The sequence below is a fragment of the Methylobacterium sp. WL120 genome, from assembly GCF_008039465.1.
GTDB classification, from domain to species: domain Bacteria; phylum Pseudomonadota; class Alphaproteobacteria; order Rhizobiales; family Beijerinckiaceae; genus Methylobacterium; species Methylobacterium cerastii.
The window spans coordinates 1-15,574 of the sequence record NZ_VRUT01000116.1 but is presented as its reverse complement, the minus strand read 5'-3'; the positions used below and the strand labels follow the sequence as shown (position 1 = coordinate 15,574).

Sequence of the window (15,574 nt, the reverse complement as noted above, 5' to 3'; positions counted from 1 at the left end):
CCGCGCTCGCCGCCGGCAGCGCGGGCGCCGCCGGCGGCGAGCGCGGTGCCGGCGGCGATCAGGGTGCGGCGTGAGATGTCGTTCATGCGGGCTGTCCGTGAAATCCGATGCGCTCGGCGGGGCAGAACAAGCCGCAGGCCCACGATCCGATCCCCGCCCGCCCGCATGGGTGCCTCGCGGAACCGGCGAACCTGTCCGAACCGTCATCTTTTCGCGATGCTCCGGTCATCCGGGCGGTTCCATGGTGCGGGCGACCGATCGGAGGAGGACAGCCGGATCGTGACCGTCCAGACCCATTCCGCCCCGTCCCGGTCCGCGCTATGGACCGAACCCATGCGGCTCCTGATCATCGAGGACGATCGCGAGGCGGTCTCCTACCTCGTCAAGGCGTTCCGGGAGGCCGGCCACGTCGCCGACCACGCGACCGACGGCCTCGACGGCTACGGCCTCGCCTGCGACGGCGCCTACGACGTGCTGATCGTCGATCGCATGCTGCCGAAGCTCGACGGGCTCTCGCTGATCCGGTCGCTGCGCGAGCAGGCGGTGACGACGCCGGTGCTGATCCTGTCCGCGCTCGGGCAGGTCGACGACCGGGTGAAGGGCCTGCGCGCCGGCGGCGACGACTACCTGCCCAAGCCCTACGCGTTCTCCGAGCTGCTCGCCCGCATCGAGGTGCTCGCCCGCCGCGGCGGCGCCTCGGGCGCGAGCGCCGAGGCCACCGCCTACCGCGTCGGCGACCTCGAGCTCGACAGGCTGTCCCACCGCGTGACCCGGGCCGGCCAGGACGTGGCGCTGCAGCCGCGCGAGTTCCGGCTGCTCGAATACCTGATGCGCCATGCCGGCCAGGTGGTGACCCGGACGATGCTGCTGGAGCACGTCTGGGACTACCACTTCGATCCGCAGACCAACGTCATCGACGTCCACGTCTCGCGCCTCAGGGCCAAGCTCGACAAGGGCTCCGCCACGCCGATGATCCACACGATCCGCGGCGCCGGCTACATCCTGCGCGCCGACGAGGCGCGGGCGTCGTGACGACGGCCGTCCCTTCGCCGTGGCGAATCCCATCCCCGTGACGCCGCACGCCCCGGCGCCGGACGGCCCCCTCACGCGCATCCAGAAACTGTTCCGGACGACGGCGTTCAAGCTGTCGATCGCCTACCTCGTCGTGTTCGCGGCCTGCGCCGGGGTCGCGCTCGGAACCATCGCCTGGAGCGCGCGGCGTGTGCTCGACGACCAGATCGTCTCGACGATCGACGCCGAGATCAACGGGCTCGCCGAGCAGTACAACGGCGGCGGGCTACGCCGGCTGATCGGGGCTGTCGAGCGGCGCGCGGCCGAGCCGGGCGCTTCGCTCTACCTCGTGACCACGGCCAACGGCGACCACGTGGTCGGCAACGTCGGCGACCTGCCCGCGAGCGTGCTGGCGACGCCGGGACAGGCCGAGACCACCTACGGCCGCAGCCGCGAGACGCAGGGGCGCGAGACCCACCGGGCGATCGTGCGGATCTTCACCCTGCCGGGGGGCTTTCGCCTGCTCGTCGGGCGCGACGTGGAGGAGCGCGACCGCCTGCGCGGGGTCATCGCCAGCACCCTCGGCACCTCGCTCGCCGTCGTGGTCCTGCTCGGGGTGATCGGCGGGTGGGTGGTCGCCAGCCGCGTGCTGAAGCGGGTCGACGCCATGACCGAGACCGCAGGCACCATCATGGCGGGCGATCTCGGCCGGCGCCTCCCGGTAGCGGGCAACGGCGACGAGCTCGATCGCCTCGCCCAGAACCTCAACCTGATGCTGGAGCGGATCGGCGAGCTGATGCGCGGCCTGCGCGAGGTCTCCGACAACATCGCCCACGACCTCAAGACGCCGCTGACCCGGCTGCGCAACCGCGCCGACGAGGCGCTCCGCGGCGAGCGCTCGCCGGACGCCCTGCGCGCCGCCCTCGACGGCGTAATCGAGGACAGTGACGGTCTGATCCGGGTCTTCAACGCCTTGCTGATGATCGCGCGCCTGGAAGCCGGCAACGCCCGCGAGATGATGGCGCCCGTCGACCTCGGGCCGGTGGTGCGGGCGATCGGGGAACTCTACGAGGCGCTGGCCGAGGAGCGCGGCCTGCACCTCACCGTCTCGGCGCCGGACGGCCTGATCATCGAAGGCAACCGCGAGCTCGCGGGGCAGGCGCTCGCCAACCTCGTCGACAACGCCATCAAGTACGGCGCGGGAACCGCTTCCGGCGGCGACGGCACGATCGCGGTGACGGCGGCGCGGGTCGGCTCCGAGATCGTGGTGACGGTGGCCGACTGCGGACCCGGCATCCCGGAGGCCGAGCGCGGACGCGTCCTCGACCGCTTCGTGCGCCTGGAGGACGCCCGCTCGGCGCCCGGCTTCGGACTGGGCCTGAGCCTCGTCGCCGCGGTCGTCCGGCTACACCAGGGCCGCCTGACCCTGGCCGACAACGCACCGGGCCTACGCGTCGCGATCGCCCTGCCGGCGGCGGAGACTTCCGCCTGAACGGTCTGATCCGGCGGCGACCAGGGCTTCATCGCGACGCCGATATTACCCTCGCCTCAGCCGACAAAATCGGCCTTCCTTTCGTAGCGATCGATCGCGAACGCCTTCTGACGAACCTTTTCAGGGTTCGACGACCGCCTGCCGAGCCTGGCCCGCAGGGCGCCGTGCGGCAGCGCCAGCCGCTCAGTGCGCCTCCGGCGCCTCGTCGGCCTCGACGTCCGCGTCGTCGGACGGTGCGGCGTCCTCGTCACCGTCCTCGGCATCGGATTCGGGATCGAATTCGGGATCGGCCTCGGAGAGCGCGGGCTTGGCGATGCTGATGAAATCGCCCCGGCGGATGGCCTCGCCGCTGGAGGCCATGGTGCTGAGGTAGGCGTTCAGCGTGGCCGGCGCGACGTCGGGCAGGCGCTGCGCCACCTGCGCGGTGGAAAGCCCCTGCGGGCCGGCGCTTTCGAGCAGCGCCCGCAGGCGGCCCTTGGCGGAGTTCGCCCGGGGCCCGCGCGGGCCGCGGGTCGAGGGCTGTCCGCTCGACGCGGCGCGGTCGGCGCTCCTCCGGGCCGGGCCGTCGGCGACGGAGACGGCGTCCAGGGGCGTGTTCTCGACGATCGAGCGCAGCGCGCCCTCGGCCATCTGCAGCTTCGCCAGCTCGGTGCCGATCCGCTCGTATTCGGCCTGAAGGAGATCGCGGCGCTGGCTGATCTCCGCAAGTGCCTTCGTGATGGTGTGATCTTCCGCCATGACCGCCTCTACTCTCGAACGACGGCCATAACCCATAGCCGTCTTGACCGGTCAAGACCTTCATCTGCACCGGACACGATCGGCCTGGAAAACCTTCCGCACCGATGCCCCCGCACTGGCCTGAGGACGTGGAGCGGGTAAGACACGCATCGGATCCGGCATCCGGGCTTCCGTGCCCGGTCCGTCCACGGGGACAGGCGATGGACACCCTTCGATGAGCGAAGCCCGACCCGCCGGCCCCCGCCTCTCGGTCGAGGAGGCGGTCGCGCGTTTCGCGGGCGGCGCCGCGACCCTTGGGGTGATCGGCTTAGGGTATGTCGGCCTACCGCTCTGCCTCGCGGCCGCGGGGGCCGGGTTCGACGTGGTCGGGTTCGACATCGATGCCGACAAGCCGACGAGGTTGATGCGCGGCGAGACCTACCTCGAGCACATCCCGGCCGACGCGGTGGCGGCGGCTGTGAGGTCCGGCCGCTTCCGCGCCACCACCGACTTCGACGGCTTGGCGACGGTGGACGCCATCCTGATCTGCGTACCGACCCCGCTGACCCTGCAGCGCGAACCGGACCTGTCGTTCATCCGCACGACCACCCAGGAGATCGCCAAGCGGTTGCAACCGGGGCAGCTCGTCGTACTCGAATCGACGACCTGGCCGGGCACCACGGACCAGGTCGTGCGACCCCTGCTCGAAGCGCTCACCGGCCATCGCAGCGGAACGGATTTCTACCTCGCCTTCTCGCCGGAGCGCGAGGACCCCGGCAACGCCTCCTTCAGCACCGCGACGATCCCCAAGATCGTCGGCGGCGACGGGCCGGACGCGGCGCGGCTCGCCGAGGCGCTCTACGCGCGCTTCGTCGCCCGGACGGTGATGGTGTCGTCCACCGCGACGGCGGAGGCGACGAAGCTGACGGAGAACATCTTCCGCGCCGTCAACATCGCACTGGTCAACGAGCTGAAGGTGATCTTCGACGCGATGGGCATCGACGTCTGGGAGGTGATCGAGGCGGCCAAGACAAAACCCTTCGGCTTCACGCCGTTCTATCCCGGACCCGGCCTCGGCGGGCACTGCATCCCGATCGATCCGTTCTACCTGACGTGGAAGGCGCGCGAGTTCGGCATTGCGACCCGGTTCATCGAGCTCGCCGGCGAGATCAACCAGCAGATGCCGGGCTTCGTGCTCGACAAGCTCGTCCGCGCCCTCGACGCGCATGCCGGCCGCGGCCTGTCCGGCAGCCGCATCCTGATCGTGGGCTTGGCCTACAAGAAGAACATCTCCGACATCCGCGAGAGCCCCGCGCTCAAGCTCTGGACGATGCTGCAGGCCCGCGGCGCGCAGGTCGACTACCACGACCCCTTCGTGCCGGCGGTTCCGACCACCCGCGCCTACAAGGCCTTGAAGGGCGCGACCTCCACGGCACTCACGGCCGAGACGTTGTCGGCGTTCCACGCCGTCCTCATCGTCACCGATCACGACGCGATCGATTACGCGGCGATCTGCGACAGCGGCGTGATCGTCGTCGATTGCCGCAACGCGCTTCGCAGCCGGGGCCTGACGGGGCCAAACGTCGTTCCGGCGTGATGGAAGCTTACTTTGCGCTCGCCCGTCGCGAGCAACGCTGTTGTCCTACCTCGACGCCTGCGAAGGGAGCGCCCCTGTATTCGTTCCACGCCGTCATCCCGGGGCTGCGCAGCAGAGCCCGGGATCCAGAGCCGCCGACGAAGCAGACTGGAACACGACCTGCGGTTCTGGATCCCGCGCTTGCCTCCGGCGCCCTGGGATGACGGGGAGGATTTGAACGCCGGTTTTTCCAGAACCGAGTATCCGATTACCTTCGCGGGCGGCGGAGACCATCTGATCTTGGTCTCGATCCGAGCCCTTAAGAAAGATACGCCTTCAGGTTCCGGCGGATGCGCTCAAGTGGCACCTCGGCGGGATCGGGAAGAGTGAACGTCCGCCCGGTGATGGTCTCGAAGGCGTTGATGTAGACGGCCGCCGTCTCCAGCACGATCTCGGCCGGGATCTCGGGGATCGGATCGGTGTAGGGGTCGCAGCGCGCGACCACCCAGTTGCGGACGAAGTCCTTGTCGAAGCTCTCCGGGGCGGCGCCGGCGGCGAAGCGCTCGGGATAGGTCTTGGCGAACCAGTAGCGGCTGCTGTCGGGCGTGTGGATCTCGTCGGCGAGCACGATGCGGCCGTCGGAATCGGTGCCGAACTCGTACTTGGTGTCGGCCAAGATCAACCCGCGCTGCGCTGAAAGCTGCTGGCCGCGGGCGAACAGCGCGAGCGCCGTCTCCGACACGATGCGCCACTGCTCGGCCGTCAGCAACCCCTGGTCGAGGATCGCGTCGGCGGTCAGCGGCGCGTCGTGGGCGCCGTCGGCGGCCTTGGTGGTGGGCGTGATGATCGCCTGCGGCAGCCGCTCGTTCGGGCGCATCCCGTCCGGGAGGGTGTGGCCGTACATCGCGCGCGCGCCGGCCTTGTACTGGGTCAGGATCGAGGTCGCGGTGCTGCCCGCGAGGTAGCCGCGCACCACGATCTCCACCGGCAGGATGTCGAGGCGACGCCCCACGAGCACGTTCGGGTCCGGGTAGGCGAGGACGTGATTGGGGCAGAGGTCGGCGGTGGCCTCGAACCAGTAGCGCGCGGTCTGCGTCAGCACCTGCCCCTTGAAGGGGATCGCGGCGAGCGCCCGGTCGAAGGCGCTGATCCGGTCGCTGCTGATCAGGATGCGGCGCCCGTCCGGGAGGTCGTAGTTGTCGCGCACCTTGCCGCGGTAATGGTTCGGCCATTCCGGCAGCGTCGCGTCCTGGAGGACCTGGTGGGCGTGCGAGGCGAGGGAAGCCTTGTCCAAACCGGGATGCTCCATCAGGCGGCCGATCAGGATGGCGGTGTGGACCAGCGCGCGCGGCGTGACCAGCCCCCGGCATCTGCCTTATTCAACCCGCCCTTGCACGATCGCGCCGCCCATGGGACCGGTCGGCCTCGCGCGCGGCGTCGGCGCCCCGTCGCCGACGCGCCCGAACGGAGGCGATCCCGGACGTGCCCCACACCCACCGACCGCCGCGCATCTTCGACACCGTGGAGGGGCGCCGCCTCGCCGAGACCCGCGCCGACCCGGCCTGGCGCCTGTGGGGGCCGTATCTCAGCGACCGGCAATGGGGCACGGTACGCGAGGATTACAGCGCCGACGGCGAGGCCTGGGACTACCTGCCCCACGACCACGCCCGCTCGCGCGCCTACCGCTGGGGCGAGGACGGCATCGGGGGCTTTGCCGACAAGGACCTCAACTGGTGCCTGTCGCTCGCCCTGTGGAACGGCCATGACCCGATCCTCAAGGAACGCCTGTTCGGCCTGACCAACGCCCAGGGCAACCACGGCGAGGACGTCAAGGAACTGTACTATTACCTCGACGGCGTGCCGACGCATGCGTACATGCGGATGCTGTACAAGTATCCGCACGGGGAGTTCCCGTATTCGCGCCTGACCGAGGAGAACGCCCGCCGCGGCCTCGACGACCGCGAGTTCGAACTCGTCGACACCGGCCTGTTCGACGAGGGCCGCTACTGCGACGTCACCATCGAATACGCCAAGGCCGGCCCAGACGACGTGCTGATGCGCGTCACCGCGATGAACCGCGGGCCGGACGCGGCGACGCTGACGCTGCTGCCGCAGCTCTACGCCCGCAACACCTGGTCGTGGGCGAACGGTCCGCGTCCCGACCTGCGGCTCGCCGCCGACGGCACCGTGCTCGCCATCCACCACGCGATGCCGCCGATGCGGCTCCACGCCGACGGCGCGCCGGAATGGCTGTTCTGCGAGAACGAGACCAACGCCCACCGCCTGTTCGGCGCTCTGAGGGCCGGCTACCCGAAGGACGGGATCGGCCGCCACGTGGTCGAAGGCGAAGCGGATGCGGTCAACCCCGACCGGTCCGGCACGAAATGCGCCGGCCATCACCGCCTCGTCGTCCCGCCGGGCGGCGCGCAGAGCCTGCGCCTGCGTTTCCGCGCCGCCGACGCGCCGGGCGACGCCTTCGCCGACTTCGACGCGGTGTTCGCCGCCCGCATCACTGAAGCCGACGACTTCTACGCCGCGCTGCAAGCCGACGTCGCGGATGCCGACCGGCGCGCGGTGCAGCGCCAGGCCTTGGCCGGCATGCTGTGGTCGAAGCAGCTCTACCGTTACGACGTGCGCGAATGGCTGGACGGCGATCCGGCCCAGCCGGCCCCGCCCGAAGCGCGCAAGGCCGGGCGCAACGCCGACTGGCGGCACGTGCGGGCGCACGACATCGTCTCGATGCCCGACGCCTGGGAATACCCCTGGTTCGCATCCTGGGATCTCGCGCTCCAGAGCCTCGTCTTCGCGACGATCGACCCGAACTTCGCCAAGGGCCAGATCCTGCTCCTCCTCGACGAGGCCTACGGGCACCCCAACGCAGAGCTGCCGGCCTACGAGTGGAACTTCTCCGACGCCAACCCGCCGCTCCACGCCTTCGCCGCCTGGCGGGTGTTCTCCCTCGACCGGGCGCTGACCGGACGGGCGGACCACGACTTCCTGCTCAGGGTGTTCAACAGGCTGTCGATGAACTTCACCTGGTGGGTGAACCGCAAGGACGCGTCCGGGCGCAACCTGTTCCAGGGCGGCTTCCTCGGCCTCGACAACATCGGCCTGTTCGATCGCTCGAAGCCGATCGCGGGCGGGGCGCTGACGCAGTCGGACGCCACCGCCTGGATGGCGATGAACGCCCTCGAGCTGATGCGGATCGCGGTCGAGCTCGCCCTGCGCGACCCCGCCTACGAGGACATGGCCCAAAAATTCTTCGAGCACTTCCTGCTCATCGCCGACGCCGCCGCGCGCAAGGGCGGGCTCTGGGACGAGGCCGACCAGTTCTTCTACGACGTGATCGAGACGCCCGGCGGCGAGCGCATCCCGATCCGCGCCCGCACCCTCGTCGGGTTGATCCCGATCTGCGCGGTGGCGGTGCTGCGCGAGGACGACCTCGTTCAGCTCCCCGGCCTGCAGAAGCGCCTGCGCTTCTTCCTGGAGAACCGGCCCGACCTCGCCGCCCTGGTCTCGCGCTGGCAGGAGCCGGGCGAAGGCGGCACGGCGCTCCTGTCGCTGCTGCGCGGGCATCGCCTCAAGGCGCTGCTGCGGCGGATGCTCGACGCGGACGAGTTCCTGTCGCCGCACGGCATCCGCGGCGTGTCCAAGGTCTACGAGCGCCAGCCGTTCCACTTCGCCTGGGACGGCGCCGACCTCACCCTGCCCTACGAACCGGGCGAGTCGCGGACCCGGCTGTTCGGCGGGAACTCGAACTGGCGCGGCCCGATCTGGCTGCCGATCAACTACCTGCTGATCGACGGCTTGCGCCGGTTCCACCGCTATTACGGGCCGGACTTCCGGGTCGAGGCCCCGACCGGCTCAGGCACCTTCCTGTCGTTGCAGGAGATCGCCGACATGCTGGCCGACCGCATGATCGCGCTTTCGACCCGCGGATCGGACGGGACGCGCCCGTTCCAGGCGACGAGCCGGCTGGAGCAGGAGGACCCGCACTTCCGCGACCACGTGCTCTGCTACGAATACTACCACGGCGACACCGGCCGGGGGCTGGGCGCCTCGCACCAGACCGGCTGGTCGGGCCTCGTCGCGCTGCTGATCCAGCAAAGCGCGCTCGGGCCGCTCCACGCGCTGTCGCCCGCCGAAGCGCCGTGACTATTGCGTCAGCCGCAAGGTGCCGATGCTCGCCGCGATCTGGTTGAAGGCCCCGATCAGGCTCGACGAATCGTTGGCGACGAACGATTGGGATGCCGTCGTCGCGCAGTCGCTCAACAACTTCAGGCCCTGCGTGTCGATGGGATCCGACGGGATGCTGAAGCCGATCGTGTAGATCGAAATTCCCGTGGCTTTCGCGTTCTTGCACGCCAGCGCGGTCAACGCGTCGACGGCGTCGCGGGCGCTGTCGGCATCGTTCACGGTCGGCGTGCCGGGGACGAGCCTCGATGCCGGACCGGTGCCGTCGACGTTCTTGAGGTAGCCTGCGGCGAAATAGAGCGAGCCGTTGGAGGAGGACCCGTTCGTCGCCCAACTGTTGGCCCCGTCCGTCATCAGGATGATGATCTTGTTGACGGTGTTCGACGAGTACGCGGCCCCGTCAGCGAAGACGCTGATCGGAGACAGCGTACGCCACCCCCACATCATGCCCTCGTGGATGTTCGTCGATCCGAGGGCGGCCATGCCGTTGATCGTCGTCTTCAGCACGGACGTGTCGCTGGTCAGGCGTTGGAGCGGCTGCGTGGTACAGCCGAAGTTCGGCCCGTTCGGCACCTTCGTCGAGGAATTGGAATTCGTCGGCGAAGCGTTCTTCGGGTTGACGTACTTGCACGCCCGACCTTCCGCGTCGAAGAACGACGCATTGGACTGGCTCTGACAGGACGCGCTGTACGTCGAGTCGTCGATGTAGCTGTTATAGCTCCGGCTACTATTGTAGTCGCGATAACCGGTGCCGCCATTGCCCGGCTCGTCGGGCGCGAACATAGGGACGTAGTATGAGTCAGCGTTCGAACTCGACGGCGTACCATCCTGCACGTTCAGCGGATACGGCAACGTCTCCAGGCACCCGCCCCAACCCCAACCGGAATAGGCGGCCTGCAACTTGGTGAAGATATCGAAACGGTTGGTGAAGCCGGCCCCGGACGGCGAGAGCACGTTGTCCCAGTGGTAGGAGGATTTGGCGTTCTGGTCGATCCAGGTCGCGTAGCGGTAGGTCGTGGGGTTCAAGGCGACCGACGCCGCGAACGGCACGATCGCGATCTTGGTGCCGGTGGCGAAGGCGGCGTTGGTGTAGACGTAGTTGACGAAGTTGGTCGCCGCCGTCTGCACCGCCTGGAGCTTGCTCTGGCCGCCGCTCGATTCGAGCATCGAGCCGGTGTTGTCGAGCACCAGCGCGATCTCGAAGGTCTTCGGGATCGGCGTGGCGCAGCGCGCCGATCCGCCAGGGCGCGGTGCCGTCACGCCCGTGATGCGGCCGAAGAAGACCGGTGAGACGATGTGGGTCGTCAAGGTGATCTGGCGCGGGTTCGCCGTCACCGTCAGCGGATCGACCGTGAGGCCGGTCGCGCCCATGTAGCCGGTCATCATGGTGGACGCCTGCGTCTGGAGCACCGCGTTCGTCGTCGCCATCGGCGTCTGGCAGAGGGCGAGCGCGCTGGCGTCGGTCGCCGCCTGGAGCTTGGTCTCGAGGTAGGTGGCGAAGCCGTAATCGATCGCCGCGCCGGTAAATCCGAGGAGCGGGAGGGCCATCAGCCCGAACAGCAGGGCGACGTTGCCGTCGCGCGCCCGCGCGAAGCGGCCGGCTTGTCCACGCAGCGACGCCTTGCGGCCTGCCGAGGTCGGGATCACGGGCATGCGGCGCCTCCGGGCATCCAGACCTCGGTGTAGGTCGATTTGGCGGGTTGGCCGCCGCGCGCCGGCCAGGGGATGCTGGACTTCAGCGTGATCGCGGTGCTGGCGCCCTTCACGAGCTTGACCAACGAGGCACCGAGCATCGGCGTGTACGGCATGCTCACCTCGGTGAGGACGTAGCGGACCCCGGTGGCGCGGAACCCGACGGGCACGGTCAGGTCGGAGGCCGCGCCGGTGGCGCGCGCCGAGGCGTTGGCGTTGGCGGTGCTGGAACAGACCCGCGGGACCAGGTTGAGGTTGGTGAGATCGACGGCCATCGCGCTGACCACGATCTTCACGCGGCTGGCGTCGAACGGTTTCAGCACCAGCGTGGAGGTGGCGAGGATGTCGCCCATCAGCGACGCGTCGATCGGGTTCTGAGCGTCTCCCTGCGCCGTCAGGTCGGACACCGTCCGGGCGAGCAGGACGACCTTGCGCCAGTTGTCGATCGCATGCGCGTATTCCGACAAGCCCGCCCAGATCGTCAGCAGCACGGGCAGGATCAGCGCGAACTCGATCGCGGAGACGCCGCCGCGGGCGCGTACGAAGCTGCGGAGGGACGAAAGTCCGGTCCTCAACATCCGGTCGAGGCCGTGGTCTGGTACGGCTCGGTGCGGAACACCGCCGTCGATTGCAGGAGGTGAGTCCCGTCCGCGAAACTCTTCTGGGCGAGGTTCAGCAGGCTGAAGAACACTGGGATCTTCACCGCCGCGGTGACGACGACGATCGCCCCGGGCTTCGCGCAGGCGTAGTTCGTGCCGAAGCCGCTGTTCCAGGTCCGCGAGGTGGCGTTCATCGGCGTCGCGCCGGCCCCGGCCGAAAAGGACGACGCGACCGACACGTCGATCTTCACGCTGGAACAGTCGAACAGCGTCATCGTCCGGTTCGCACCGGTGCCGCACATCGCGTCGTTGAGCTTCTGCAGCAGGATCGCCGGGCTGCTCGTGGCGGCGTTGGCGATCTGGAACTGCCCGGTGAACAGGCTGCGCACCGCGTTCTGAACGGTGCGGTCGAAGTTCTGCCCGGCCCAGATCACGAAAGCGATCTGGACGATCGCGCCGACCAGCGCGAGGAACGGAAGCGCCACCAGGGCGAACTCGAGCGCCGCGGCGCCCTCTGTGGCGGCGGCGAACGAACGCAAGCGCGGCGGGCGAATGGGACGGGTGAAGCGTCGCGGCATGTCACCGGGGGCGGCTGGAATACATCATCCAGACGCTTGCCAGCCAGATCTAAACCAAACGCAAATGTGCAGGCTCAACCCTAGATAACATCTTCTGGCATCAGATTGCCAGTGACACACCCCCCGGTTGCAGACTCAGGTGATAGGCTTAGGACAAAAAGACTGATTTTGCAGAAGAGCATTTGGATCTAGCCGAAACACCGGCCGATCGCGGAAATTAGACTTCTCCGGGTCTAGGCGGATCAGGTGACGATCTCGCCAAAGCTCATGAAAATTGCCCCGGATGGGACATCCGAGGCCGTCAAATTTTCGAGATCGGATCGTTCGCGACGCCCGAGGCGACCGCGCCCGGGCCCTAGAACGGAATGTCGTCGTCGAGGTCGTAGTTGCCCCGCGAGCCGCCACCACCGCCGCCGCCGCCGAAGCCGCCGCCACCGTATCCGCCGCCACTCGGGGGAGCCTGATCAGGCCATCTCGGCTCTGCGCCACCCTCATCGAAGCCGCGCTTCTGCGGCCCCCGGAAATCACGACCACGTCCCATCGAAAGCTCGCCAAAAACCGTCCGCCGACCACGTCTCGAATACCGCGTGCGCGCCATCCCAGACAGCTCACGCCCCGCACTCCCATTACCCCCGGTCGCGGTAACCAAGAATAACGCCTCAGTCCTGACGCAATTGGGGCTTGACCGCAAGGACCTTGTTGTCGATCCACCGAGAGTTCCATCACTTTCTCGTCGGCGCACCCGGGCGGCGCGACGCGGTGCCGCCCCGTTAGGGAAGCGCAAAGGGCGGCGGCGTAAGCAGGACGACAGGCTCCCGCCTTCGCCGGGGCCGGCGTGCCGCCCCCCGAATGATCGCGACCCCGACCTTCCCGGACTATTCCGCCCTCGTCGTGGACGAGAGCCTCTACATCCGCCGAATCGTGCGCGACATGCTGATGCGCGTCGGCATCAAGCGCGTGCTGGAGGCGCCCGACGGGGCCGAGGCGCTCGGCGTGCTGGCCGAGAGCAAGCCCGACCTGACGATCATCGACTGGGACCTCGCGATCCTCTCCGGCGAGGAGTTCATCCGGCTGGCCCGCACGCCCTCGACCTCGCCCTGCCCGACGATCCCGATCATCCTGATGCTCGCCCAGCCGCGCCGGAACGTCGTCGACCGGGCGATCAACCTCGGCGTCAACGAGATCATTGCAAAGCCGTTCTCGCCCAAGACGCTGTGGTCGCGCCTCGACGAGGTCATCAACCGGCCGCGCCCCTATTCCCAGGTGAAGAGCCTGCTGCGTCCCACCTCCCGCGCCGCGAGCCTCGCCAAGGCGATGGCCTGATTTCACAGAGCGTTCGCCACGGGCGACCGTGGATGCAGGGCCGGGTGCTGCGAACGGACGTTGCAGTTCGCCGCCGAGCGAGTAGGGTCGGACGCGAATGATGGCCGGGCTCCTCGCCGGGGCCAAGGATGGGAAAGCGCGGCGACGCCGATGAGGGACGAGAGTGGCGCGACCGCGCCGGCCCGCCCCCAGGGCGCGCCACCGGCAGGGGCACCCGGCTCCGCCCCCGTGGTCTCGCATCGCGACACGCGCCGCAACGCCTACGCGGCCCTGGACCTCGGCACCAACAATTGCCGGCTGCTGATCGCCGAGCCGTCCTCGCACGGCTTCCGGGTGATCGACGCGTTCTCCCGCATCGTCCGGCTCGGCGAGGGGCTCGGAAACTCCGACCGCCTGAGCGAGGCGGCGATCGAGCGGACGATCGACGCGCTGCGGATCTGCAAGGGGAAGATGCGCGCCCGCGGCGTCGGCCGGGCCAAGATCATCGCCACCGAGGCGTGCCGGCTCGCGGTGAACGGCGCCGACTTCGTCGCGCGGGTGCGCGCGGAGGTCGGCCTCGATCTCGAGATCGTCGATCGGCAGACCGAGGCCTACCTCGCCGTCACCGGCTGCGCGGCGCTCGCCGACCCGTTGGCTGAATCCGTCGTGATCTTCGACATCGGCGGCGGCTCCACCGAGATCGCTTGGCTCGACGGCGCGGCCGCCAACCCTTCGACCGACCCGACACTTCGCATCCGCGCGTGGGATTCGCTGCCCGTCGGCGTCGTCACCCTGGCCGAGCGCCATGGCGGCTCCGAGGTCACGCGGATGATGTTCGAGGGTATGGTCGAGGAGGTGGCCGAGATGCTGGGCCCCTTCGCGATCCGTGCGGCGGCGGCGGCGATCGCCCCCGGCTTCCACCTTCTCGGTACGTCGGGCACCGTCACCACCATCGCGGCGATGCACCTGCGTCTGGTGCGCTACGAGCGCCGCCGCGTCGACGGACTGTGGATGAGTGACGCCGAGGTCTCGGGCGCGATCGACGACCTGCTCGACACGCGCCTCGACCAGCGGGCCGAGAACCCTTGCATCGGCCGCGACCGTGCCGACTTGGTGCTCGCCGGCTGCGCGATCTTGGAGGCGATCCGCCGGGCGTTTCCAGCCGAGCGCCTGCGCATCGCCGACCGCGGCCTGCGCGAAGGACTCTTGATGAACATGATGCGGGAAGACGGCGTCTGGCGCCGCGGGGGCTACCGGTGACCGACAGGCGTGGCGGAGCGGGCGCGACGGGTGGAGTCCGCGGAGAGCTCAAGCAGCGGGTGAAGACCGGCCGTGGGCGCACCCACTCGCAGAAGAGCTGGCTCGAGCGGCAGCTCAACGATCCCTACGTGCAGCGGGCCAAGCGCGAGGGCTACCGCTCGCGGGCGGCCTTCAAGCTGATGGAGATCGACGAGCGGTTCAAGCTGCTCAAGCCCGGCCAGCGCATCGTCGACCTCGGTGCGGCGCCCGGCGGCTGGTCGCAGGTCGCGGCGAAGGTTGTCGGCGAGACCGGCCGCATCGTCGGCATCGACCTACTCGAGATCGAGCCGATGCAGAACGTCGAGTTCATCACCCTCGACTTCCTCGATCCTGAGGCTCCGAAGCGCCTCACCGGCCTTCTCGGCGGCCCGGCCGACCTCGTCCTGTCGGACATGGCCGCCAACGCCACGGGGCACAAGAAGACCGACCACCTGCGCATCATCGGCCTTGCGGAGACGGCGGCCGAGTTCGCGCGTGAGATCCTCGCGCCGGGCGGCGCCTACCTCGCCAAGGTGCTGCAGGGCGGCACCGAGGGCGCGCTGCTCTCCGACCTGAAGCGCGACTTCGCGTTGGTCCGCCACGTCAAGCCGAACGCCAGCCGGGCCGATTCGAGCGAACTCTACGTGCTGGCGACCGGCTATCGCGGGCCGACCCCGGCCGTCGCCCTCGCCGAGGCGGACGAGGACTGAGTCGCGGCGTTTCGGACGCTGCGCGAACGGGCACCCGTCGTCCTGTCGAAAGCCGGCGACGCCTGAGGGAGGGATCTGGCGCCGTTCGCCGATTTTGCTCACCGCCGTCGGCTGATCCACTCAGTCCGCGCCTATCCTGATTGTTCTTGGGTGCGATCGTAGGCGCCGATCGCCGGGCTTTAGCGCCAAAGAAAAAGGCCGCCCCGGAGAACCGGAGCGGCCTTCGATGGAGTCGTGAAGGCGATTACTCGCCCGAGCCGGTGCCGTCCGGCGTCTTGCCCTCGGCGCCGCCTTCCGCCTCGATGCCCTCGAAGCGCGGGCGGCGCCGGCGGCGGACCTTGGGGGCCGGGGCATCGTCGCCGTCGGTCACGGGCTGGCTCGGCGCCTGCGCCTCGACGACGGGCGCCTCCGAGGCGGCCGGAAGC

The 15,574-nt window shown here is 69.2% G+C and carries 12 protein-coding genes and 1 pseudogene; 7 read left to right on the top strand and 6 right to left on the bottom strand.

Features of this window, described 5'->3' with window-relative positions:
• The first annotated feature begins 333 nt into the window (after window positions 1-333).
• Together FV229_RS19115 and FV229_RS19110 are read left to right on the top strand one after the other, a co-directional pair.
• Window positions 334-1,032, top strand: a complete 699-nt coding sequence (locus FV229_RS19115; RefSeq protein WP_147753479.1) for a response regulator transcription factor — start codon at window positions 334-336, stop codon at window positions 1,030-1,032.
• Window positions 1,033-1,069: 37 nt separating this feature from the next.
• Complete coding sequence (locus tag FV229_RS19110; RefSeq protein WP_147753480.1) at window positions 1,070-2,503, top strand: HAMP domain-containing sensor histidine kinase; 1,434 nt, start codon at window positions 1,070-1,072, stop codon at window positions 2,501-2,503.
• 183 nt (window positions 2,504-2,686) lie between these two features.
• Here FV229_RS19110 and FV229_RS19105 read toward each other — a convergent pair whose 3' ends face one another.
• A complete protein-coding gene (locus FV229_RS19105; RefSeq protein ID WP_147753478.1) occupies window positions 2,687-3,241 on the bottom strand; it encodes a hypothetical protein in 555 nt (184 codons plus the stop codon).
• A 214-nt stretch (window positions 3,242-3,455) separates the two neighbouring features.
• Between FV229_RS19105 and FV229_RS19100 the strand changes: the two genes are divergently transcribed.
• Entirely contained in the window at window positions 3,456-4,817 is a 1,362-nt protein-coding gene (locus FV229_RS19100) for a nucleotide sugar dehydrogenase (protein ID WP_147753477.1), read from the top strand.
• A gap of 298 nt (window positions 4,818-5,115) precedes the next feature.
• Here FV229_RS19100 and FV229_RS19095 read toward each other — a convergent pair whose 3' ends face one another.
• Window positions 5,116-6,090: a phosphoribosylaminoimidazolesuccinocarboxamide synthase gene (locus FV229_RS19095; RefSeq protein WP_187275200.1), complete on the bottom strand. Its 975-nt coding sequence runs from the start codon at window positions 6,088-6,090 to the stop codon at window positions 5,116-5,118.
• A gap of 188 nt (window positions 6,091-6,278) precedes the next feature.
• Here FV229_RS19095 and FV229_RS19090 point away from each other — a divergent pair, with 188 nt between their 5' ends.
• The gene (locus tag FV229_RS19090; protein ID WP_147753475.1) at window positions 6,279-8,951 is read left to right on the top strand and encodes a glucosidase; all 2,673 of its coding nucleotides are present in this window, start codon (window positions 6,279-6,281) and stop codon (window positions 8,949-8,951) included.
• Here FV229_RS19090 and FV229_RS19085 read toward each other — a convergent pair whose 3' ends face one another.
• Genes FV229_RS19085 through FV229_RS19075 form a run of 3 tightly spaced genes read right to left on the bottom strand, consistent with a single transcriptional unit; the run spans window position 8,952 to window position 11,820 of the window.
• The gene (locus tag FV229_RS19085; protein ID WP_147753474.1) at window positions 8,952-10,643 is read right to left on the bottom strand and encodes a TadE/TadG family type IV pilus assembly protein; all 1,692 of its coding nucleotides are present in this window, start codon (window positions 10,641-10,643) and stop codon (window positions 8,952-8,954) included.
• A complete protein-coding gene (locus FV229_RS19080; protein WP_147753473.1) occupies window positions 10,634-11,260 on the bottom strand; it encodes a TadE/TadG family type IV pilus assembly protein in 627 nt (208 codons plus the stop codon). The genes FV229_RS19085 and FV229_RS19080 overlap by 10 nt, the downstream gene beginning before the upstream one ends.
• Window positions 11,254-11,820, bottom strand: a complete 567-nt coding sequence (locus FV229_RS19075; protein WP_238271931.1) for a TadE family protein — start codon at window positions 11,818-11,820, stop codon at window positions 11,254-11,256. The genes FV229_RS19080 and FV229_RS19075 overlap by 7 nt, the downstream gene beginning before the upstream one ends.
• 888 nt (window positions 11,821-12,708) lie before the next feature.
• Between FV229_RS19075 and FV229_RS19065 the strand changes: the two genes are divergently transcribed.
• The 3 genes from FV229_RS19065 (at window position 12,709) to FV229_RS19055 (ending at window position 15,149) form a co-directional block, all read left to right on the top strand.
• Entirely contained in the window at window positions 12,709-13,182 is a 474-nt protein-coding gene (locus FV229_RS19065) for a response regulator (RefSeq protein ID WP_147753471.1), read from the top strand.
• A 150-nt stretch (window positions 13,183-13,332) separates the two neighbouring features.
• Entirely contained in the window at window positions 13,333-14,421 is a 1,089-nt protein-coding gene (locus FV229_RS19060; RefSeq protein WP_147753470.1) for a Ppx/GppA phosphatase family protein, read from the top strand.
• Window positions 14,418-15,149: an RlmE family RNA methyltransferase gene (locus FV229_RS19055; RefSeq protein WP_147753469.1), complete on the top strand. Its 732-nt coding sequence runs from the start codon at window positions 14,418-14,420 to the stop codon at window positions 15,147-15,149. The genes FV229_RS19060 and FV229_RS19055 overlap by 4 nt, the downstream gene beginning before the upstream one ends.
• A gap of 244 nt (window positions 15,150-15,393) precedes the next feature.
• Here the strand turns inward: FV229_RS19055 and FV229_RS27515 are convergent.
• A pseudogene (locus FV229_RS27515) lies at window positions 15,394-15,574 on the bottom strand (hypothetical protein); the annotation flags it as partial.

Bases quoted from the DNA above. Each gene is read 5' to 3' on its own strand.
- FV229_RS19115 (WP_147753479.1), top strand. From the start codon at position 334: ATGCGGCTCCTGATCATCGAGGACGATCGCGAGGCGGTCTCCTACCTC.
- FV229_RS19105 (WP_147753478.1), bottom strand. From the start codon at position 3,241: ATGGCGGAAGATCACACCATCACGAAGGCACTTGCGGAGATCAGCCAG.
- FV229_RS19100 (WP_147753477.1), top strand. From the start codon at position 3,456: ATGAGCGAAGCCCGACCCGCCGGCCCCCGCCTCTCGGTCGAGGAGGCG.
- FV229_RS19085 (WP_147753474.1), bottom strand. From the start codon at position 10,643: ATGCCCGTGATCCCGACCTCGGCAGGCCGCAAGGCGTCGCTGCGTGGA.
- FV229_RS19080 (WP_147753473.1), bottom strand. From the start codon at position 11,260: ATGTTGAGGACCGGACTTTCGTCCCTCCGCAGCTTCGTACGCGCCCGC.
- FV229_RS19065 (WP_147753471.1), top strand. From the start codon at position 12,709: ATGATCGCGACCCCGACCTTCCCGGACTATTCCGCCCTCGTCGTGGAC.
- FV229_RS19060 (WP_147753470.1), top strand. From the start codon at position 13,333: ATGAGGGACGAGAGTGGCGCGACCGCGCCGGCCCGCCCCCAGGGCGCG.